The sequence below is a fragment of the Paenibacillus sabuli genome (assembly GCF_014705605.1).
Classification (GTDB): domain Bacteria; phylum Bacillota; class Bacilli; order Paenibacillales; family Paenibacillaceae; genus Paenibacillus_D; species Paenibacillus_D sabuli.
The window spans coordinates 135,884-157,419 of record NZ_JACXIZ010000016.1 but is presented as its reverse complement, the minus strand read 5'-3'; the positions used below and the strand labels follow the sequence as shown (position 1 = coordinate 157,419).

General features: G+C 62.0%; 16 protein-coding genes. 12 read left to right on the top strand and 4 right to left on the bottom strand.

Annotated features, from left to right (window positions below):
- Positions 1-209: 209 nt before the first annotated feature.
- Positions 210-1,367: a copper amine oxidase N-terminal domain-containing protein gene (locus IDH44_RS10280; RefSeq protein WP_190917286.1), complete on the top strand. Its 1,158-nt coding sequence runs from the start codon at positions 210-212 to the stop codon at positions 1,365-1,367.
- Between the two features lie 43 nt (positions 1,368-1,410).
- Positions 1,411-1,698 carry a Dabb family protein gene (locus tag IDH44_RS10275; protein WP_190917284.1) on the top strand — a complete coding sequence of 96 codons (288 nt, stop codon included), beginning with the start codon at positions 1,411-1,413 and terminating at the stop codon, positions 1,696-1,698.
- 219 nt (positions 1,699-1,917) lie between these two features.
- On the opposite strand, the gene IDH44_RS10270 is transcribed toward IDH44_RS10275, so the two are convergent.
- A complete protein-coding gene (locus IDH44_RS10270) occupies positions 1,918-3,153 on the bottom strand; it encodes a Gfo/Idh/MocA family protein (RefSeq protein WP_190917282.1) in 1,236 nt (411 codons plus the stop codon).
- A gap of 178 nt (positions 3,154-3,331) precedes the next feature.
- Between IDH44_RS10270 and IDH44_RS10265 the strand changes: the two genes are divergently transcribed.
- Positions 3,332-4,237 (top strand): mechanosensitive ion channel family protein, encoded by a 906-nt coding sequence (locus IDH44_RS10265; RefSeq protein WP_190917280.1) that lies wholly within the window; start codon positions 3,332-3,334, stop codon positions 4,235-4,237.
- A gap of 144 nt (positions 4,238-4,381) precedes the next feature.
- Entirely contained in the window at positions 4,382-5,176 is a 795-nt protein-coding gene (locus IDH44_RS10260; RefSeq protein WP_190917278.1) for a VLRF1 family aeRF1-type release factor, read from the top strand.
- A 98-nt stretch (positions 5,177-5,274) separates the two neighbouring features.
- On the opposite strand, the gene IDH44_RS10255 is transcribed toward IDH44_RS10260, so the two are convergent.
- Positions 5,275-5,589, bottom strand: a complete 315-nt coding sequence (locus tag IDH44_RS10255; protein WP_190917276.1) for a hypothetical protein — start codon at positions 5,587-5,589, stop codon at positions 5,275-5,277.
- A 136-nt stretch (positions 5,590-5,725) separates the two neighbouring features.
- Here IDH44_RS10255 and IDH44_RS10250 point away from each other — a divergent pair, with 136 nt between their 5' ends.
- The 8 genes from IDH44_RS10250 (at position 5,726) to IDH44_RS10215 (ending at position 18,099) form a co-directional block, all read left to right on the top strand.
- Positions 5,726-6,061, top strand: a complete 336-nt coding sequence (locus tag IDH44_RS10250; RefSeq protein ID WP_190917274.1) for a helix-turn-helix domain-containing protein — start codon at positions 5,726-5,728, stop codon at positions 6,059-6,061.
- A gap of 175 nt (positions 6,062-6,236) precedes the next feature.
- Positions 6,237-8,981, top strand: coding sequence for a sensor histidine kinase (locus IDH44_RS10245; protein WP_190917272.1), 2,745 nt, complete (start codon positions 6,237-6,239; stop codon positions 8,979-8,981).
- Complete coding sequence (locus IDH44_RS10240; RefSeq protein WP_190917270.1) at positions 8,978-10,555, top strand: response regulator transcription factor; 1,578 nt, start codon at positions 8,978-8,980, stop codon at positions 10,553-10,555. Before IDH44_RS10245 ends, IDH44_RS10240 begins: the two co-directional genes overlap by 4 nt.
- Positions 10,556-10,659: 104 nt before the next feature.
- On the top strand, positions 10,660-11,574 hold the full coding sequence (locus IDH44_RS10235; protein WP_190917268.1) for an ABC transporter permease: 915 nt from the start codon (positions 10,660-10,662) through the stop codon (positions 11,572-11,574).
- A complete protein-coding gene (locus tag IDH44_RS10230; RefSeq protein WP_190917266.1) occupies positions 11,574-12,458 on the top strand; it encodes a carbohydrate ABC transporter permease in 885 nt (294 codons plus the stop codon). The genes IDH44_RS10235 and IDH44_RS10230 overlap by 1 nt, the downstream gene beginning before the upstream one ends.
- A 55-nt stretch (positions 12,459-12,513) precedes the next feature.
- Positions 12,514-14,049 (top strand): extracellular solute-binding protein, encoded by a 1,536-nt coding sequence (locus IDH44_RS10225; protein ID WP_190917264.1) that lies wholly within the window; start codon positions 12,514-12,516, stop codon positions 14,047-14,049.
- Between the two features lie 34 nt (positions 14,050-14,083).
- Positions 14,084-15,475, top strand: a complete 1,392-nt coding sequence (locus IDH44_RS10220) for a sulfatase-like hydrolase/transferase (RefSeq protein WP_190917262.1) — start codon at positions 14,084-14,086, stop codon at positions 15,473-15,475.
- The gene (locus IDH44_RS10215; protein ID WP_190917260.1) at positions 15,472-18,099 is read left to right on the top strand and encodes a CBM96 family carbohydrate-binding protein; all 2,628 of its coding nucleotides are present in this window, start codon (positions 15,472-15,474) and stop codon (positions 18,097-18,099) included. The genes IDH44_RS10220 and IDH44_RS10215 overlap by 4 nt, the downstream gene beginning before the upstream one ends.
- Here the strand turns inward: IDH44_RS10215 and IDH44_RS10210 are convergent.
- Positions 18,096-19,952 (bottom strand): heparinase II/III domain-containing protein, encoded by a 1,857-nt coding sequence (locus tag IDH44_RS10210; protein ID WP_190917258.1) that lies wholly within the window; start codon positions 19,950-19,952, stop codon positions 18,096-18,098. The genes IDH44_RS10215 and IDH44_RS10210 overlap by 4 nt on opposite strands.
- Before the next feature lie 301 nt (positions 19,953-20,253).
- Positions 20,254-21,525, bottom strand: a complete 1,272-nt coding sequence (locus IDH44_RS10205) for a sulfatase family protein (protein WP_223869560.1) — start codon at positions 21,523-21,525, stop codon at positions 20,254-20,256.
- Positions 21,526-21,536 lie beyond the last annotated feature (11 nt).

The following is a 21,536-nucleotide window of genomic DNA, read 5'->3' as shown; positions in this document are numbered from 1 at the left end:
AAGTCTCAACCGCATAGCCCCGGCTTTGCAGGCCGCTGCCTTACGGCATCGGATGCAGAGTCGGGGCTTTTTTTTGGCATAACGGGCGTCGCCCCATTTGTCGAAGGGCACAACTTTTTGTCGCCTTGCCTCGTCTGTTAGGGAACAAGCGGGGCTTATTCGGGTATACTTGAACTATCATGAGCCCCGTAGAAAGGAGGATACGACCCATGACGAAGCTAACGCGCGCGCTGCTCGGCCTGGGACTGGGCGCGGCCATTGCCGCAATACTCGTCGCCGGGCACGACGGCCTGACCGGAGGCGGCCGCGCAGCCGCCCAGGCGCAGGCGCAGGTGAGCATCACCGTGGACGGCTACTTCTACGACCCGGCGAATACGCCGATCCTGGAGGGCGGCCGCGTCTATCTGCCGATTCGCGACATGTCGGAGGTGCTGCAGGCGCACATCGACTGGGACAACACGGACAAGCAAGCGACGGTGACCTTGCCGGGCAGGCAGCTCGTGCTCACGCTAGGCTCGACTACCGCACTGGTGGACGGGAGCCAGGCGACGATGAGCGAGACGCCGCTGCTGCAGGGCAACCGCATCTACCTGCCGCTGCGGATCACGAGCGAGCTGTTCGACATCGAGGTGGACTGGACGCAGCGCTCGCACACGGTGTCGATCGCCCAATCCGCGCACTATGCGATGGACGAGCGCGGCGATGCCGTATACTGGGTGCACCGCGAGAGCGGCGATCTCTTCGTCGCCCGGGAGGCGGGCGGTTCCGCGGTCAAGATCGGTACGCTGGAGCTGGACATCCGGCGCAATATGAGTCTGAAGGTCGAGACGTACAGCGATTCGCTGCAGCTCGTGACCGTCAGCGACGCGTACGGCGAGCCGATGCTTCACTTGGATTACTACACCGGACTGCTCGTCGACGACCGGCTGGTCAAGCAGAGCAATGTGAGCTATTACAACCGGTTCGCGGATAATGTGAATCGCTACAAGGACCTGCCCGTCATGACAGACGGACGCATGCTCTACCTGGTCAATGCCGAGGGCGACGTGGCCCGTTCGTACGATCTGGAGGAATTGGCCGGGTGGGACGAGAATTATTATATTGCCGGCATTGGCGAGGACTACCTGCTCGTGCGTCCGTCGCAGACCGGGCTGCTGACATATATCGAGCCGGAGAGCGGCGAGACGACGCAGCTCTACACGCTGCTCGACGAGCAGGAGCAGGAGTATGCCCTTCACAATGACGTGCCGTACCGTGGCGATCACTTGCGCTTTGCCGGCGAGACCGGCGGCGAGCTGCGCTTCACGTACGACAGCATATTCAAGAGCGGAGAGCAGGAGCTGCGCTTCCCGCTCCCCGTAGCCTAAGGAGGTCCTATTCATCAACCCGCACACGCAGCCGATCCGTCACATGGTGATCTTCACGCTCAAGCACGCCTCCGGTTCGCCCGAGGAGCGGACGTTCCTTGAGGACGGTCGCCGCATCCTGTCGGCGATTCCGCAGGTGACGCAATTTCGCGTCTGCCGCCAGACGAGCGCCAAAAACGATTACGCCTTTGGCTTTTCCATGGACTTCGCCAGCCAAGCCGATTATGACGCGTACAACGCGCACCCCGATCACACTGCTTTTGTGGAGCAGCGCTGGCTGACCGAGGTCTCGCGCTTCCTGGAGATCGATTTCGCGGACGCGATGCGCTAAATTGTGGTGAAAAAGTAAAGCCGCCGTGCCCGAAATGCGTTTCCGATCGCCGTTCCTCCCCGATTCCTTGAAACTAACCTTATTAGAGGAAGGAATCGAGGAGCAAGATGGCGAACGCTTAAAACGTTCTGCAAGAACGTACTTCGGAAGCATAAGCTTTTCTCCAACGCATTTTCGGCCACTCTGGCACTTTTTCACCACTTTTTAGTCGCCCGGCCCTTAGCTAGGGGAAGCGCCCTCGCGGAATAGCTCGAAGCGGGTGTACCCGGTCAGATCGAACACCGGCGTCGCGGTCGCCCACGGGATGCCGGCCTCGGCGTACAGGAGGCCCTCCTCGGCGGCCTGCGTAATCAGCGCGGCAGCGTCCTTCAGCTCGATCGCCTCTGTATCGCCCTCGGGACGAGTGCCGACATAGGCGTCCGGAATGCGGACGATGCCGCGCGCCGATTCGAAGATGCCGTTGGACGCCAGCACGAAGCTGTGGCACGCTTCGAGCGGGCAGTACAGCTCCCCTTCGCCGCGCACCGCGTCGAACAGATTCAGGTACATATTGCGATTGAGGTCCTCCGCCTCGTAGGCGACCTCACGCGGCTCCTGATCATGCTCGCGGATGACGAGCTTGTTGTCGTAGCTCCAGCGGATCGAGCCGCGGTCGCCCTCGGCGACGATGTACGGCGTGTCATTGGCGACATGATTCTGCGTCGTATAGTAGAGCACTTCGACGCCGCCCTCGGTCCGGACGCGCGCGCTGACGGTATTCTCCGATTCGATGTCGATGCTCTTGTACAGCTCGGCCTGCGCCGCTACCGGCACCGCTGCGGGGATGCGCCCCGAGCCGGCCGCGATCAGGCAGTTGTTGAGCAGATGCGATAGCGCATTGTTGACCGTGCCGTCCAGCACGTAGGCGCCGCCATGGATCAGCTTGCCCGCCCATGGCGTGCGCTGGTAATAGGCCCAGGTCCGCTTCCACAGTCCCACCCCCGTGACCCGCTGCAGCCGGCCGACGGCGCCGCCGTCCAGCATACGGAGCAGCTCGCGGAAGGCCCGGCCCGACGTATTCTGAAAGTCCACCTGACAGCGCTTGCCGGTCCGGCGCTGCACGTCCGCAATCGCATTCATATCCTGGATTGTCACAGCCGGCGGCTTTTCCAGCAGGACATGGAAGCCGGCCTCCATGATGTGGGTGCACATCGGCACATGCAGCGGAATCGGCGTCGACACGACGACGATATCGACCTCCGGATGCCGCTCCAGCATCTCCTTGTAATCCGTGTACGATGCGGCGCCGAGTCCGCTCAGCGTCTCGCAGACATCCGGATTCGCATCGAGCCGCACATCGGCGTACGCCACGCACTGCGCCAGCCCGTCCTGCTGCAGTCCCGCGATGGTCCGCGCATGATTGCGCCCGTAGCCGCCGATGCCGACGAGCGCCAGCTTCATCTGATGATCCTTCATCTTGTAATCGATACCCTCCCATTTCTATTGCCTGTCCATCTCTGGTCCACTTCGCTTTTATTCTATCATTATCTTCCCAGTTGTTCCTAGTCCCGGCTCATCCTGTCCTTTATGCGGCCTGCCAAGTTTGTTACAATGGGAACCGTATCTTTTTATGGGGAAGGAGACTGAGAATGCAATGGATAGTTGGCTAGAGGAACAATCGAGCGGATTTGGCCAATATTTCACTTGGGCGTATTGGTCGGACAATCTGCAACTTGTGCTGAGCAAGGCCATTATTCTGATCGTCATCCTGGCGCTGACCTGGGTGCTGCTGCGGGTGCGCCAGATGATCATCCAGCGGGCCTTCGCGATCTCGCGCCTGGATCAGAAGCAGCGCGACACGCTCGAGTCGCTGCTGATGTCGTTCACGCGCTACGTCATCTTCATTATCGCCGCCCTGCTGTGCCTGAGCAATATCGGCATGGACATCGGGCCGGTCATCGCCAGCGCGGGGGTCATCGGCCTCGCGGTCGGCTTCGGCGCGCAGACGCTGGTCAAGGACTTGATCACCGGCTTCTTCATCATCTTCGAGGACCAATTCTCAGTGGGCGACTATGTGACGATCAACAACGGCGAGATCAACGGCACGGTCGTCAGCGTCGGCCTGCGCGCGACCAAGATTCGCACCTGGGCCCAGCACGTCGTCGTCATTCAGAATTCGGAGATCAAGGTCAGTCAGAACTACAACCGCGACCGGATGCGGGCGATCGTCAACATCACGGTGCCGTACGAGACCGATCCGTCCGCCGTGGAGAATGCAGTCAACGCCATCTCGGAGAAGATGGTCGGCGAGATGCCGCATCTGTTCCTGCTCGACGACAAGGGACAGGTCATCGAGCCGCCGCAGCTGTACGGCATCACCGACGTCGAGAATGCGGCGCTCGGCGCCAAGTATACCGCCACCTGTCTCGTGACGGATACGCATTACTGGACGGCCTGCAACGTCATGCGCAAGCTGCTGATCGAGGAGCTGCGGACCTACGGTGTGCAGATCTCGTATCCGCGCCGCGTCGAGCTCATGGACGTCGAGCAGGCGCGCTGACGCCTGCCGGACCCGGTGAGCGGCACGTTGCGCGGAAGCTAACCGGGATGGTCTGGAAGCGACTTGGTTAGAATCGTCTCATTCGCGGTTCAGCCGCTTCCGGGTAGTGGTAATAGAGGGGACATCTGCAAAGGAGGTAGGCGAATGAAGCTGCAACAACGCCTGAGCAATCTCAAGCAGTACGGTCCCGAGTCCAAGCAGCGGGTGCTGACGATCTATCTGAACACCGAGCCCGATCCCGGCCGCCAGTCGGCCTGGCGGCTGCGGCTCAAGAACGGCATGAAGCGGCTGCGCGAGTATGCGCATGCCGAAGGGGAAGGCGCGCAGGCGCAGGACCTCGATCGACTGCAGCCGCGTGTCGAAGGGCTGCTGGAGGCGCATCACGGCGAGCTGAGACGGGGCCTCGTGCTGGCGATGAGCGGGTCCGGCGAGCTGCTGCTGCTGGAGCGCGTGCACGTCCCGGTCGCGGACGACTTCCATTGGAGGGAGCAGCCGATGCTGGACGAGCTGGAGCGGACGCTGGAGCGCTATCCGGCGCTGGGCATCGTGCAGATCGGCGGCGACAGCGTCTGTGTGCTGCACACGCTGCTCGGCGAGGTGCTCGAGGAGCACCACTACGAGTGGGACGTCGAGACCGAGAACTGGCGGGAGAAGCTGGGCACCGCCCCGGCGAGCCGCCACGCCTCGGGCGCCACGCACAAGGACAGCTACAAGAAGCGCCTCATCGTCAACCGCCAGCGCTGGCTGCGGGAGATGGCGACGATCCTGGACAAGCATGCGCGCACCGGCAAGTGGGACGAGCTCGTCCTGACCGGCGAAGCCAAGCTAATTGCCGATCTCGACAAGGAGCTGCACCGCGGCCCGCGCCGCATCGTGCCCAAAAACATGAACGGCCTGCCCGGCCCGCAGGTGCTGCGCGAGGTCTACGCCGCCATTTGATTTTGTCCCGAGAGCGTGAGACAAGCAAAGTCAAAATCGAATACTTTCTAGCGAAATGTGCTGCGATGCGCTCTGGCGATGCAGCGCGTTTCGCTTTTTTAGCGTGATCCCGGCTCGCCCGAGCCCGCCTGCTCTCCTGTCTGCTCCGCCTGCTCATCCTGCTGCCGGTGCATTTCGTGAGCCAGCAGGGCCCGTGCAAGCTTGACGCGCAGCAGCATCTGACGGCGTTCGCTCTCCATCTTGTGCAGCGCCTGCAAGGTCTCCAGCAGCATCGCGCGGCCATGCACGCTGCCGCGCCGATACGCTTCATCATATACGAGCTCCTGACTCTGCTCCAGCGCCTCCAGACGCGCATGGAGCTGGTCCTCCCGCTCGATCAATCGATTGTACATGTCCATTCGGGTATCATTCATGCTGCGGCACCGCCTTGTAGTCGCTAAAGCTTTTGCTATTATACTATAAATATATAGTTTTACTTCTATATAGCTATATACAATACCCTGCATAAATTGCACACTCTGACCTAAAGTTATAGGAAGAGGTGGTCATATGGATGCGCTAAGCAAAATTATAGGCAATAAAATACGAGCCCTGCGCAAGTCCAAGGGACTTACGCAAGATAACCTTTCCGACGTCACCGGATTGGATTACCGCTATATCGGCGCTGTTGAGCGGGGCGAAATCAACTTTACAATGAAAACATTCGAAAAAATTTTAACCTCGCTCGATGTGCCTCTTCATAACGTTGCAAATCAATTGACAACCGATCCGTCCCATCCTCATGCGCACATAGAAGAATGGGAACAACTTATTGCCGGGCTGTCCGACGAACAGATTGCAAGCCTGCTTCATGCTTTGAAAGAGCTGCGTAAAGCCTTGGAATAAGGAGAGCGGCCCTTGCAATACCCAGATTGTACCATAGCCTCTGCGGGCACTTGACTTTAATTCATACCTGATGAATTCTTGTTTTCAAATTGGTAGAAATTTGGTATAATTATGAATTCGCTTCCCAAACGGTTATGACATCACAATCTGCTTATTAACCTGCGAGGTTTCGCCCATGAATCTATCCTTTCGATCAAAATTGAATCTCCTGTTCCTCGGACTCATGGCGGCCTTCATGATGTTGGCCACCATGATCAGCTACGTCGCGGCCAAAACGATCATTTTGGAGCAGATGAAAGCCACCAATGAAAGCGAGCTGGCCTTGAGCATCGAGACGATGGAATCTCGCATTCGCAAGAGCAAGGCCAATTATCAGTTTTTCGTGGACGACTTCCAGCGCAGCTTCCCCGGGCTATCCAACGACAATCTCGGCACCCTGAAGGATACCTTCGAGCTCTATCCCGACCTGAGGACGTTCCTGTACTCGAACCGGGAATTTCAAGCCATCTTTCTCTATCAGGACAATCTGCTGCTCGGCACCTCGGTTCAGCACGAGTTGATCGCCTACACCGACCGCACGGCGGCAGAGGCCTCCCCGGAAGCATCCACCGCCTACCTGCGCGAGCTGCTGCAGGAGTATTGGCGTCCGGAGGGAACCAGGCTCGCGCCGGAGCAGCTCATGGAGGAGCAGCTCATCGCGGCCCGGACCGCCAGCGGCGTCTCGGTCGTGGCCGTGCTCGACCTGCAGCGGTTGGCCGACATGGGCGGGATCAAGCTGCAGCGGCACAATACCGACGGCCGCACGGTGTACGGGGAGCCCGGCGCCGTATCCCCTGCCGAATTGGCGCTTCAGAATGAACCGGGACGGGACGAACCAGGACAAGTCACGACGCAGCTGCTAGACGGCCGCATTGTATCCGGGCTTGAGCTGGAGGACGGCAGCCTTTATCTGCTGCAAAAACAAACCGACCAGCTCGATGCCAGCCTGCGGCGGATTATGTGGCGACTGGTAGGAATCGGCGCAGCCCTGTTCCTCGTTTTCGCCATTGGCGCGCGCTTCGCGGCCCGGCGCATGCTGCGCCCGTTGTACGCGTTTATCGAGCGGCTGCGAGCCGTGCGCGACTTTGAGGATCGCCGGCCGCTGCGCGATTACATCGCCGCGTATCAGGGACATGCAAGCGTTTACCGCAAGCTGCTGGCTTTTTTTGCGATGCTCGTCCTTCCCGTGACCGGGATGATTCTCATTTCCTTCCACGAATTCGAATCGATGATCGACACGAATACCCGGCAGGACGCCATGCGTCTGTTCCGGCAAGCGGCAGTGGGCATGGACAGCGATATTCAAGGCTACGACGCTTACTTGCGCTACCTCTCGCTCAACCGCGAGATGCAGGACCTGCTGTTCGCGGCCAATCAGGAGCCGGAGCCGGCGGCAGATCTCGGTCCGACCCTCTCCGATCTGCTCGTTCGCAAAGGGATCATCAATCAGAAGCTGCGCAGCATTGCCATCTTCGATGCCGGGCAACGGCCGATCTATTCCACCTCCGACGCGTATCCGCCGCTACCCGGCGAGCCGGCCGAGCTGGCGGCAGCCGCCGGAACGCAGACGATGCGCGTCGAAGCATCGAGCGAGGCGGGGACGCCGCTGCTCATGTTCAGTCGGGGCGTCCGCTACTTGAGCAAGGAGCCGGGGCGCACCCATGCCTTCGACAACATCGGGACAATCGCCTTCACCGTCGAGGAGCTGCTGCGCAGCAGCTTGCACGTGACGGATCGGTTCGCCGCGGCCATGATGCTGCGAGAGACGGGGGGACGCGTCCATCTGATCAGCGGCCTCGCCGCGAGGCAGGACGCCGACCGGTTCGCAGACGCATTTGCCGACATGCAGCAGGCACGACAGGATTACCGCTATGTGGATGGAAGCGACGGCCGCAGCTTGCTGGTGCAGGTGCCGCTCCGCGCGGGACAATGGACGCTCGGCTTCGCCATGCCGTCGGTCTGGGAGAAGCAGCGCTACATCCTCGTCCTGCTGTATACGCTGGAGCTGGCGGCGATGCTCACGATCCTGATCCTCTGCTCCTTGGCGCTGGGGCGCCGCATGACGACGCCGATTCGCAAAGCGATCCGCACAATGGAGCGCTATCCGCAGGACCAGTCAGTACGCATGGACGGGAGTACGAGCGACTTCGAGTTCGCCATTCTCGCCGGCAAGTTCAACAGCATGCTGGGACGGCTCGAGACGATGACCGGCGAGCTGCGCGAGCGCGAGGCGGAGAACGCCGCCATGGACCGGCGAATCAACAAGCTGCTGCTGCAAGCGCTGCAGGCACAGATCAATCCGCACTTCCTGCACAATCTGTTCAGCTCGATCCTGCTGCTGCTCAAGGTCGACAAGCGCGCCGAGGCAAGCGAGATGCTGAAGGCGACGGCGCGCTTCCTCAAGAGCAGCCTGTACGGCACCCGGGAGCGCGTGCGACTGGACGAAGAAGCCGAGCATGTGCGGCACTACTTCGAGATTCAGCGCATCCGCCACCCCGGACGGCTCGCGCTCGCGCTTGCGATTGCGCCGCATGATCTCGGGTGCAAGGTGCCGAAGTTCATCCTGCAGCCGCTCGTCGAAAATGCGATTCATCACGGACTGGGCCAAGCGGGCCTGCTGACGATTCGCATCGAGAGCCGGCGCGAGGAAGCGGCGCTCATCCTCACGGTCGACGACGACGGATGCGGCATGTCCGCCGCCCGTCTGCAGGAGGTGCAGCGGTTGCTGCGCGATCAGGCACAGACCACGCATCACGGACTCGCCAACGTGCACGAGCGGATCGTCCTGGAGTACGGCGCATCGTATGGCCTGCAGCCGTCGGGCCGGGAGGGGATCGGCACATGCATGACGCTACGCTTGCCACTGGAGGAGGAATCATGATGCGTCTATTCACACTGATTATTGCCGACGACGAGCCGATCATCCGCGATGAACTGCAGGAGGCGCTCGACTGGGAGGAGCTCGGATTCCGGATCGTTGGGGCCGCACAGGACGGCGAGCAGGCGCTGGCACTGACGCGCCGCCTGCAGCCCGATGCCGCATTGCTCGACATCAAGATGCCCGGCATGACCGGTCTCGAAGCGCTCGCCGCGATCAAGCGGGAGCTCCCGCAGACCGAGGTCGTGCTGCTCAGCGGCTACGACGAATTCGGGTATGCCAAGCAGGGATTGAAGGAAGGCGCCTTCGATTACGTATTGAAGATGGAGATGTTTCCCGAGCTGGAGGAGACGCTGCGCCGACTGTGCAGCGCGCTGGAGCTGCGCCGCGCAGAACGTCGCCGTTACGATGAATTGCTGCAGCTGCAGAGCAGCCACCAGTTCCGGTCCTACCTGAGCGGTCGTCTGCCGGACGAGCAGGACCAGGCGGCCGGGCGCGTGTACGCCATTGCGACCGTCTGGCTGCAGCAGCCCGAGGACCTGCAGCGCTATATGCGCCAGCCTTGCCCGATCGGCATCAGCCATATTGTGCACAGCACCGACACGGAGCTGCACGTACTCTTCCGCCCCGAGGCGAATCCGGCCGATCTGCCGCAAGCCCGCATCGCGTACGAAGCGGAGCGCCTGGGGGCGCATTTGGCACAGCTCGCGGAGTCGCGCTTTGCAATCGGCGTCGGCACAGTCGGCACGGCCTCCGCCCATGTCGCCGTCAGCTACCGGGAGGCGCTCAAGGCGGCAGACTATCTGCGGCATACCGGCGGGCTCGGACGAATCTTGTCCTACGCGCGCTGGCCGCAGACCTCATCTGAAGTTCAGGCCGCAGCTGCGCCGCAGGAAGACCACGCGGAGGCCGGGCTGCATGCGGACTGCACCGGCTGGATCTATGCCGGGGACGCGCGGCAGCTCGAGCGCTGGCTGCGGGCGCATCTGGCCGCCGCCTGCCTGTCCCGCTCGATCTCGCTGGCTGACATGCAGGCATTGGTGATGCAAATGCTGATGCAATTCGACAAGGCGCTGCAGAGCAGCGGCGAAGGGACGGAATACACAGAGCGACTGGACGAACTGCGCCGCTGCGAGTCGCTCGTCGACTTGCAGACGCTGGCGCTCGATTGCGTGCGCGAGCGCTGTGCCCTGCTGCATCAGCGCATCGGGCGCCAGCGGCACAAGAGCGTGGCCGCCGTGCAAGCCTATATCGACGAGCACTTCACCGCCAATCTGCGGCTGGAGGAGGTCGCCCAGCAATTTCATTACAGCGCCGGCCACTTGTCCTCCCGGTTCAAGGCGTACAGCGGCGTATCCTTCTCCCGCTATATCATCGACAAGCGCATCACCACCGCCTGCGAGCTGCTGGCCGGTACGGCGCTGAAAATCTACGAGATCGCCAATCAGGTCGGCTACACGGACGAGCGCCATTTCAGCAAGCTGTTCACGCAGCTCAAGGGCATCGGTCCCCGCGAATACCGCGGCCGGCATAAAAAACAACCGATCCAATCGGATGAAAGCACACTTTTTTCCTGAGAATCACCTCTTATTGCCTCGTCTTGAAAGCGCTTATACTTACAGAGAAAGAAAGCGGCCTGCCCGGTCGCGGCAAGAAGCGCTTGAAAGGAGGAACCGCATTTATGCAACACATCGCCCAACGCGCCAAGCTGCTGCTTACCAAGCATCAAATTTATTTTTTCATCGTCCCTGCAATCGCTTTCTACGCCATCTTCAAGTATAAACCGCTTTATTTCATTCAGATTGCATTCAAGGACTTCCGCGTCACCCGGCCGCTGGAGGCCAGCCCTTGGGTCGGCTTCGAGCACTTTGCCACACTGTTCCAGTCGCCCGATTTCCAGCAGGCGCTGCTCAACACCGTCATCATCAGCTTCTACAAGCTGCTCTTCGGCTTCCCGGCGCCGATCCTGCTGGCGCTGATGCTCAACGAGCTGCGGCATGCGGCGTTCAAGCGCATCAGCCAGTCGATCCTGTATCTGCCGCACTTCCTGTCGTGGGCGGTGCTGGGCGGGATTGTGTACAACCTGTTCTCGGTGCATGACGGGCTGGTGAACCATGTGCTGGGCCGGCTCGGCTACGAGCCGATCTATTTCCTCGGCAGCACCGAGCACTTCCGCAGCCTGCTCGTGCTCTCCGACGTCTGGAAGACGATGGGCTGGGGCACCATTCTCTATCTGGCCGCGCTCTCTCGCATCGACACGACGCTGTACGAGGCGGCCTATGTCGACGGCGCCTCCAAGCTGCAACGCCTGTGGCATATTACGCTGCCGGGCATCTCGACGACGATCGTCGTGCTATTCATTATCAATATCGGCCATCTGCTGGACGTCGGCTTCGAGCAGATCATGGTGATGGGCAATGCGCTGGTCCGTCCCGTATCGGATATTATCGACACCTACGTCTTCCGGGTCGGACTGCAAGAGGGCAAGCACAGCCTGGCGACGGCGGCGGGTCTGTTCAAGACGCTCGTGGCGGGCGTGATGGTGTTCGCGGCCGACCGGATAGCCAAAATGATCGGTCACAGGGGGATTATCTGATGCATGCACAACGACAACGAACAGACCGCGGCGAGCAGATGTGGCAATGGTTCAACGGCGGCGTCATTGCGCTGATCTGCGTGGTCATGCTGTATCCGTTCTGGCAGACGGTCGTCGCCTCGTTCATGACCGAAGCGGAGTACCTGTCCTCGCCGCTGAAGCTGATCGTACTGGAACCGACGCTGGCCGCCTACAAGCAGGTGTTCGCGGACGGCACCATATTCGTGCATCTGCGGGTGACCTTCCTGATCGCGGTCGTCGGCACCGCCGTCGCCTTGTTCGTGACCGCCTATTCGGCGTACGGCCTGTCGAAGCCGTTCGTCGGCTCTTCGCTGGTCATGTTCCTGATCGTCATGACGATGTTCGTGCACGCCGGGCTCATCCCCGACTACATGAATTACAAGTCGCTCGGGCTGATCAATCAATTCGCGGTCTACATCTTGCCTTACATGATCAACACCTTCTATCTCATCATCATGCGATCGACGTTCCTCGAGTTCCCGCGCGAGCTGGAGGAGGCGGCACGAATCGACGGCTGCAACGACTTTCGCATCTTCTTCACGATTGTGCTGCCGCTATCCAAGCCGATCCTGGCGGCAATCGGCCTGTTCTATGCCGTAGCGTTCTGGAACACGTACATGCAGTCGGTCTTCTTCATCACCGATTCAGAGCTGAAGACGGTCCAGGAATACTTGCAAAAGCTCGTCTCCGACAGCTCCGACCTGGAAGGCGTGATGGCGACCGAGTCGGGCGAGGAGGGCTTCTCCTCGGAGACGGTGCGGCTGGCCAATATCGTGCTGGTGCTGCTGCCGATTGCCGCCGTCTACCCCTTCCTGCAGCGCTTCTTCGTCTCGGGCATCATGATGGGCTCGGTGAAGGGCTAGCACGACGGGCGCTCTACTACTCCTGCTTCATCCGACAAGAAAGGATGCGACGAAAATGATGGCAACCAAAAAAACCGCCGGCTCAGTCCTGGGCATCGCGCTGACACTGGCGCTGGCGCTGTCCGGCTGCAGCGGCAATGCGAATACGCCTTCCCCCGCCGGGGGGAAGGCTCCAGACAACGGCCCGACCGGGGCCGAAGGCGAGGCAGCAATCAATCTGGATGAAAAATACGAAATCACGATGTTCCAATGGGGCCCCCGCGATATTGCGGAGGACGACGCCATCATCGCGTACATCAACGACAAGTTCAATATCGACTTCAAGGTAGAGCGCATTCTGGCCAAGGAATATGTCACCAACCTGGAGCTGAAGATCGCGGCCGGCGACATGCCGGACATCTTCCGCTATCCGCTCGGCTCGATGCACATCTACAACCATCTGTACGAGGACGGCTATCTGATGAACTTCGAGGAATACGCCGAGCGTTACGATCTGGACGGACTGCGTCAGTATATGAACCGCGAAGGCACGGAGGAATTCCGTGAGGCAGACGGCGTGTACCAGTTGCCGTCCAACCGCGGCAAGGAAGCAACGCTCCTGATCGTGCGCCAGGACTGGCTCGACGAGCTCGGGCTGGCGCATCCGAAAACCTGGGCGGAATTCGAGGCGATGCTGCAGGCATTCAAGGACAACCAGTTGGGCGGGGCCAGCACAGTGCCGCTGACAGCCGCCTTCGGCGTCAGTGAATTTTTCAGCATCACGCCCTCGTTCACCGGGGCCAATACGTGGGCGCAGACCGCGGACGGCTGGATCTACGAGCCGGTCATGCCGGAATACAAGGAATATTATCGCTATCTGGCCGAGCTCTATCAGAAGGGTCTGGTCGACCGCGAGCTGTTCACCGCCAACGAGACGCAGGCCAAGGCGAAGTTCGTTAGCGGCGCTTCCGGACTGTACATGGCCGGCGCGAATCGCTACAATGAGGTCGAGCGCGATCTGCTGGCCGGGAATCCGGACGCCGAGCTCGCGGTTATCCTGCCCAAGCCGGAGGGGCCGGCCGGCGCTCTGACCCGTGTCTCCTCTGCCTATGTGGAGCCGGTCGTCGCCATCCGCCAGGACCGCGACGAGGACTTCCTGGCCCGGGTCGCAGCGCTGCTGGACTTCATGCACAGCGAGGAAGGCATCCGGATCCTGAACTTCGGCATCGAAGACGTGCATTACAACCTGCAGGACGGCAAGATGGTGAAGACCGAGGCGTACGAGCGGGATATCCTGCCTTCGCTCGGCCATCTCACGGCGATGACGACCGACTATTCCGCCGCGGCCGGCAATGTCGAAGGCGTCCTCAAGGAAAATATCGACTACTCTGCAGAATCTGGTCTGGCGCCGCCGCTCACGCAGATCTCCTACGGCAGCGCCACGGAGCTCATTCCGGCCATCGAGCAGAAGACCGAGGAATGGATGATCGCCTTCGTCACCGGGAAGAAGGATGTCGATGCCGACTGGGACGCCTACATCTCGGAGATGAATGCCGCCGGCGTCACGCAACTGATCGCCGCGGTCGAAGAAAATACGAAGGATTGGCAATGAGCAACTGCCCGTCCGACAGGAGTGTGATGCCACGATGAACAGGCCGAATCTGGTCTTCATCACAACCGATCATCAGCGCGCCGACTCGCTGCACATGACGCAATGCGGCCGCGAGGTGACGCCGCATCTCAATCGGCTGGCCGCGCAGAGCGCGCAGTTCGAGCGGGCCTACTGCTCCGCACCGCTGTGCGTGCCGGCGCGGACCGCGCTCGCGACCGGCAAGTATCCGACCGCAAGCGGCGTCGTCTGCAACGACTGGAGCGGCGAGACGGCCGGCGACCATCCGCCGATGCACCAGATGCTCGCCGAGGCGGGCTACCGGCTCGGCCACTTCGGCCCGCAGCATATCCGGCTGCGGCCGGAGCTGACGGCGCGCGTGCCGTTCGCCGCGTATGCCGACACGGACGACTACCGCAGGCATGCCGCCGACCGCGGCCTCCCCGCCCCCGATCCCCGCAGCCGGCGGGCGGTGCGGGAGCTGCAGGACGGGAACTACGCGGCGACGCAGTACTCCAGCGCCCACGTCTCGGCGTGGGACGGCCCGCTCGCCGACTTCCAGGACTGCTACTTCACCGAGCGGGCCGCCGCCTTCGTGCGCGAGCAAGCGGGGACCGATGCCCCCTTCGCGCTGTTCCTCAACATCTGGGCGCCGCATCCGCCGCTCGCCGTGCCGCATCCCTATGCCGGCCTGTTCGACCCGGAGCGGATCGAGCTGCCCGCCAACGTCGGCCTGGCGGCAACCGGGGAGCCTGCAGGCCGCAGACGCGGCGTGCCCGCACAGCTCGCAGAGGACGTGACGATCGACGCATGGCGTCGCGCCTGGGCCGCGCATCTGGCGCTGACGCATCTGGCGGACGCCTGCGTCGGCCGAATCGTGGAAGCGCTTCAGCAAGGCGGCGTCTTCGAGGATACGCTGCTGCTGTTCATGTCCGACCACGGCGAGCATCTCGGGCAGCACCGCATGTATCAGAAGATGGAGATGTACGAGCAAGCGCTGCGCGTGCCGATGCTCATCCGACTGCCCGGCACACAGCCGGTGCGCTGCGAAGAAGTCGTGAGCCACCTCGATGTGCTGCCGACGATGCTGGATGCGCTCGGGCTGGATAGACCGGCGCAGCTCGACGGCCAGTCGCTGCTGCCCGTGCTGCGCGGCGGGGCGGCACCCGCGGACAGATCGGTCTTCGCCCAGTACTCCGGCAATCCGCGTCCCGGCGACATCCGGCGGGCGGTGGTCACGAAGCGCTACAAGTACATCTACGATCCGGCGGACGCGGCGGAGCTGTACGACCTGCTGCTCGACCCGCTGGAGACGGTCAATCTGGCCGCAGACCCGGCGCACGCGACGGTGCGCGAGGCGCTGCATCGTCGCATGCTGGAATGGGCCGCGGCCCATGCAGACACTTGGATCGGGAGGGATAACGAATGAGCACAAGGACTGTGATTCGACGGGCGGCGGCCACCCTCGGCTTGACCGCGCTGCTGGCGGCGCCCGGGGCGATCGTATCCGCCGACGACGGCGCGCTCATCTTCCAATCGGGCTTCGAGCCCGGCTCGGTCGTGAACGCGACGTATACGGACATCACCGGGGCGGACCAGTCGCTGCCGGAGCGCAGCGACTGGGAGCTCGATCTGGAGGAGCACCCGGCCATCGGCTGGTTCAACCTGCAATATGAGGGCGGGACAGCGGCCAACCGCTATGCCACGATCGTGGAGGATCCGACGCAGCCCGGCAACCAGGTGCTGCAGTACTGGCTCAAGGACGCGGTCACGAACAACAAGGGCCGCATCCAGGCCAATGTGTATCGCAACACCGGCCTGGAGGAAATGTATTACCGTCATCGCTGGTTCGTGCCCGGACTGGTGGAGCAACTGGAGGATATGGGCACCTTCTCCTGGCTGACCGTGTCGGAATTCTGGAACGACGAGGGCTGGCTGGGCGGGACCACGCCATTTCGTATCTCCGTCGGCCTGCGCATCTCCGCAGACGGCGAGGGATTGAACTTCCACATTCACGGACAGAAGAAGCTGGACGATCAGTGGCGGACAATGTGGGAGACGACCAATACGGCCTTCACCCTGCCCTACGACGCATGGATGGACGTCGAATATTACTTCCTGGAGGGCGACGAGGACAACGGCCGCTTCTACATGGCGATTACGCCGGAGAGCGGGCCGAAGCAGGTCATTTTCGCGCTGGAGACGCTCACCCATCATCCGGACGATGCCGCCCCGAATGGCTTGAACGGCTTCAACCCGCTCAAGATGTACTGCGGCCAGGACGTCACCAGCTATATGGCGTCGCGCGGCGTACTGCAATGGTACTATGACGACTTCGAGCTGTGGGAGGGCGCCCCCGACACCTTCGATCCCGATACGGTGAGCTGGTCGACGCTGGCCGTCACCGATCCGCAGCCGCCGCCCGATCTGGACACGTACCTGCTCGAGTTCGAGGATATGCTCGTCACCGGCTCGCAGCCATCTGGCAGCGGAGGCTACGAGATCGTGAATGACCCGAGTCTGAGCGGCGGCGCCGGCGTGCGCCTGCTGGCCGAGGATGTGGACGACTACATCCAGTTCGCCACCGACATGCAGCAGGGCGACTACGAGATCGAGCTCGGCGTCCGGCGCGGACCCGATCAAGGAACGGCTCAATTCTGGACGCTCGGCGGCAATAAGGGGGCGCCGATCGACCTGTACGCCGCCTCCGAGACGGCCGCGACCGTCACTGCGCTGCCGACTGTCAGTCCGAGCACCTCCAATATCAAGACGACGCGCTTCATCGTCACCGGCAAAGACGGCGCCAGCAGCGGCTATGGCATCACGCTGGATTACCTCAAGCTGACGACGATTCGACCCGAGGTGACGGCCGTAAGCGCGACGCCCGGCAATTATACGACCGGGCAGTCCGTCGACGTCACCGTCAGCTACAGCATGCCGGTCACGGTCACGACAGGCGAGGACTTGCCGTATATTGCGCTGGAGCTGACATCCGGAGGCCCGGCCTACGCCTACTACCTGGACGGGTCCGGGACGACAGAGCTGCGCTTCCGCTACACGGTCGAAGCCGGCCACCTGGATGCGGATGGCCTCGCCCTCGGCGCCGCCATCGTGCCGAACGACTCGCGGCTGGAGAGCGCCAGGAGCCGGCATGCGCTGACTGCGCTGCACGGCATCGAGGCCGACAGCGTCTATGTGAATGCCCCGGCCGAGGGCAATACGCCGGCTCCCGGCGTGGTACTGACCGTGCCGTGGACGCTGACGGCTGCGGCGGACAGCTTCGTCCGCTCCGGCACCGATCCGGACAATCCCTATACGGACGTGGACCGCAATTACGGTCGTCATACGACGCTGCAGGCCAAGGGCGCCTCGACGGGATCAGACGATCGGGAGACGTACTACAAGTTCGACATCTCCGCCCTGCATGGCGAGGTCACGAGCGCGGAGCTGCACTTGCATGTCTACAATTCCAACAACGGTGTCGCGCAGGCATTCGCGGTCGCCGACGACAGCTGGGACGAGCTCGAGCTGACCTGGAACAACCGCCCGGCGGCCGAGAGCAGCGCGCTGGATGCCGTGAGCGGCCTGCAGAGCGGCAATTGGACCGCCTTCGACGTGACCGACGCCGTCTATGCAGAGGCCGCCGCCGCGCAGCACTGGCTGACCCTCAATGTCAAGGATGCGACCGGCTTCGGCCGCTACGTCGGCTTCAGCAGCCGCGAGCATACGAATGGCAACGCGCCGACCTTGAGCGTCGAGGCAGCGGTCGAGACCTTGACCCCGGCCATCGTCGTCGTCGGCAACCCGGACGGGCCGACGAGCGGACCGGTCGCGCTCGACGTATTCGCCACAGCCGACTCGCATAGCGCCATCACAGCCGTCAAGTGGGCCGCCGGCGCGCAATCCACGGCTTACTTCGCGACCGGCGGCGCCGCGCTGACGGCCCCGTACGAGCTGGAGATCGCGGCGAACGGCGTCTATACCCTCTATGCCGAAGACACCCTCGGCAACGCAAGCGTCTATCACCTGACGGTCAGCCAGCTCGCTAGCTAGCCGAGCCGTGGAGCCGCGCTGCGCTTCGCAGCCGTCTCGGCTGCGAAGCGCAGCGCAATCGTCTCCTCGAAGCGGCACTCCGATAGCGTGAGCAGTAGCCGATACATCGTGCCGGGGCCCTCCGGCGGATGAATCGGCACCTGCTGCACCTCGGCGCGCAGCCGCTCGGAAGGATAGCGCAGGACGAGCCTCCCCGCACGGCCGGTCCACACCGCGCGCCCCGCCGATAGCTCGGGCTCCGTCAGACTGACGAATGCCTCCTGCAGTCCCACGCCCTCCTCGGACAGGCGAAAGTCATCCCGCAACTCCAGCTCCGCACGATCGTTCCGCTCATCGACCGTCCACGCAAAGGCGCGCGTGAAGCGACGGAGCGACGGGAGCGCATAGGCCCGGGTCAAGTCCAGCGTCACCTCGACTCCGTCCTCCCGCTCCTTCAGCGCCAGCAGCTCCGCACGGTGCTGTGCGCCCGCGGCCTGCAGTTCACCGCCAATTACCGGCACGGAATGTCCCAACGAGGAGGCATGACAGTTCGCATAGCGCCGCTCGGTAAAGTAATCCTTCGTATAGACCGGAGAGCCAAGATCCACGAGCAGATTATCCCCTGCCACATGAAGCAGGAAGTGCCCCAGATCATTGTGATTATGCGGTTCGTCATTGTGGCCGCCCTTGGCCGAGAAGGCGAGCCAATTGCCCGCGCGCACGCGGCGATCCACGACCCACTGCAAGGCCTCCAGCACGAAGGTACCCTGGCGCAGCGATCCGCCGATCGTATCCGCATCGTACCAGAGCACGCTGGCCAGATTGGAGGGCGCCATTGAAGCGCGCTCGAACGGCTTGAGCAGCGGCAGCCGCATGCCGAGTCGCCGACGCAGCAGCCCGAACAGCCCCGGGTTGAGGAAGGAGCGCTGCGACGAATCGGAGTAATTGACGAACCGATCTTCCGCGAGCTCGCACTTGATGGGGAACTCGGCGATCGCAGTGAGTCGCGCATCCGTGAAGAGATCGACCTCTCCAGCCGTATAGACACGCAGCATCTCCGCGAAGGCGGCGAAGTAGCTCATGCCGTACTGCCAGTATCCGAGGCCTTCCGCGCATCCGCCGTCGGCGCCGAAGCCCTGCAGGTAACTCTCCATGGCGCGCACGGCCCGCGGGATCAAGCGCGGCAGCAAGGCCCGTGCCTCCTCCTCGTCGGCCAACAATAGACCGGCCATGCCGGATCCCCCGGCGCAGACGGCGGCCCAGTTCATACGCATGCGCTCCCACGGATACGGCTTGGGCGCCTCGATCCAGGCGCGCACGACCCGGTTCAGCACCTCCTCGCGCACCCGTTGCTCGACCAACGGATGCAGCCTGCCGCGCAGCACATACACCGCCTCTGCCAGCCTGTGCGCAGTCATCGCTGCCCCTAGCTCGATGTACCGCGTGAGCGGCACATCGGGAATGTTGTCGGGCTTGCGCCAGATCGGCCAGGCCGCGTTCAAGCACCATGTATATTCGTTACACGTCTCCCACAGCAAGTCCTCGATCGTCTCGATATACAGATCCGTCTCATCGATTACACTCACCACCGTAAGTGCCTGCAGCCGCAGCCGACGCTCATGATTCACCACCTCGAAGGCCTTGCGTCCGCCCGTACGCTCGAACTCCGCGAGACGGCTGAAAGTGAGGACCGGGATCTCCTCTGTACGGGCCCGCTCGGCCACGGTACGCGTCTGAGCCAACCATGGCTGCAGTTCCGGGCAATTGCGGATACGCGCCGCCTCGGCGCTGTCCAGCCGCCTCCCATACGGGAACTCCGGCGGCATGCTGCGATGCTCGCGCAGGATGTCTGCGAGCGTATCTTCATTCCACATGATTGCAGTCTCCTTCGCAATTCGGATTCAGACGCGGGGTCTCCCGCCAGTCATCGTCCTAACTGTAGCCGACCGCGCACAGGCCGAGCAATTCACACCTTTATACACGATACACAATCTTCTACAATTCGCACCCCCCGCCACGACACGGGTCGATATGCGACGATGCACCTTTTTTGCCCGATACACCATAGTTGTCCTAAGCGAGCCGGGCGAACTCATGATTCGGATTAAGGCATCCTTGAGTGTGAGATAATCGTCTATGTCCGCCCCTTCACTTCTGATTGCCGCTATGCTCGCCCTAATCCGTCGGCCGCACAGCGCCGACGCTTGTCACAATGGCGCCAGCCGGCTGCGGCACGGCTCCCGACAACAGCGGATCTTTCGTGTCCCGCATCCAGGACTGGAGCTGCGAGGACAGATCCGCATAGACCGCAGCATATTCCGGGTGATCCACCCTATTGTGCCGCTCGACCGGATCCAGCAACAAATCGAAAAGCTGCTCCCTCTCCCGCACCTCCGCTCTTAATCCGTTGTCTACAAGAAATTGCTTGCTTGCGCTATCGTCCATGTTGGATAGAATCGGTCCCGGATAGTCGCCATAATAGGAAATCAACTTATAACGTTCGGTTCGGATACACCGCATCGGCTCATACGCCGCATGATAATTCACTTCCGCGAAGACGGAATCACGAATGCGGCCATCTGGATGCGCCGCCAGCGGAAGCAAGGATGTCCCCTGCAGCCGCTCCGGCGGCCGCAGCCCGGCCGCTTCGCAAATTGTCGGAAACAAATCGATTTGAGACACGAGCGCATCTGTCACCACACCTTGCGGAATAGTACCGGCAAGTCGAATCATGAGCGATACGCCGATGCCTGTGTCGAACAAACTGCATTTCATTCGAGGAAACGCGAGGCCGTGATCCGTCGTAAAGATCACGAGCGTATCCTGCATCTGACCAGACGACTCTAGCGCGTCCAGCACCATACCCACGCATTTGTCGACCGTATCGAGCGATGTCAGAAATCGAGCCGTCTCGGTCCGATTCACTTGGCAGTCAGCTAGCGGGAACGGCGGTGCGACATAGGAAGGATCGTGTATGCCGGACGGTTCGGGGAACGGCCTATGTGTATTGAACATGCCAAACGATAAGAAGTACGGCCGCTCATGCCGCTCCCGAATAAAAGCCGATGCCTCCAAGGCGTTCAATCGGTCATGGGGGCCCCGATCTGGACCGGCCGTTCCGACTCGACGCTGGTAACCCAGCCGGAACGGATCGTCAGACTCGTGCTGCACGCCGCACAACACGGTATCGTACCCGTGCCGGGACAAAAAGCTTGCCAAATGCATAGAAGGATCCGATAGTCGGAATCCCCGATGTGTCAGACCGAGCATACCGCAGCTGTGCGCAGACATACCGGTCATGAGAGCGGACCGACTTGGCGAGCAAGTCGGTCCGGCACAATACGCATTGCGAAACAGCATCCCTTGTCTGGCGAACGCCATCAATCGCGGCGTCGAACAGGCGAACCCGTACGGTTCGATAGATCTGCCAGTATCGTGAGTGTGCATAATGATAATAT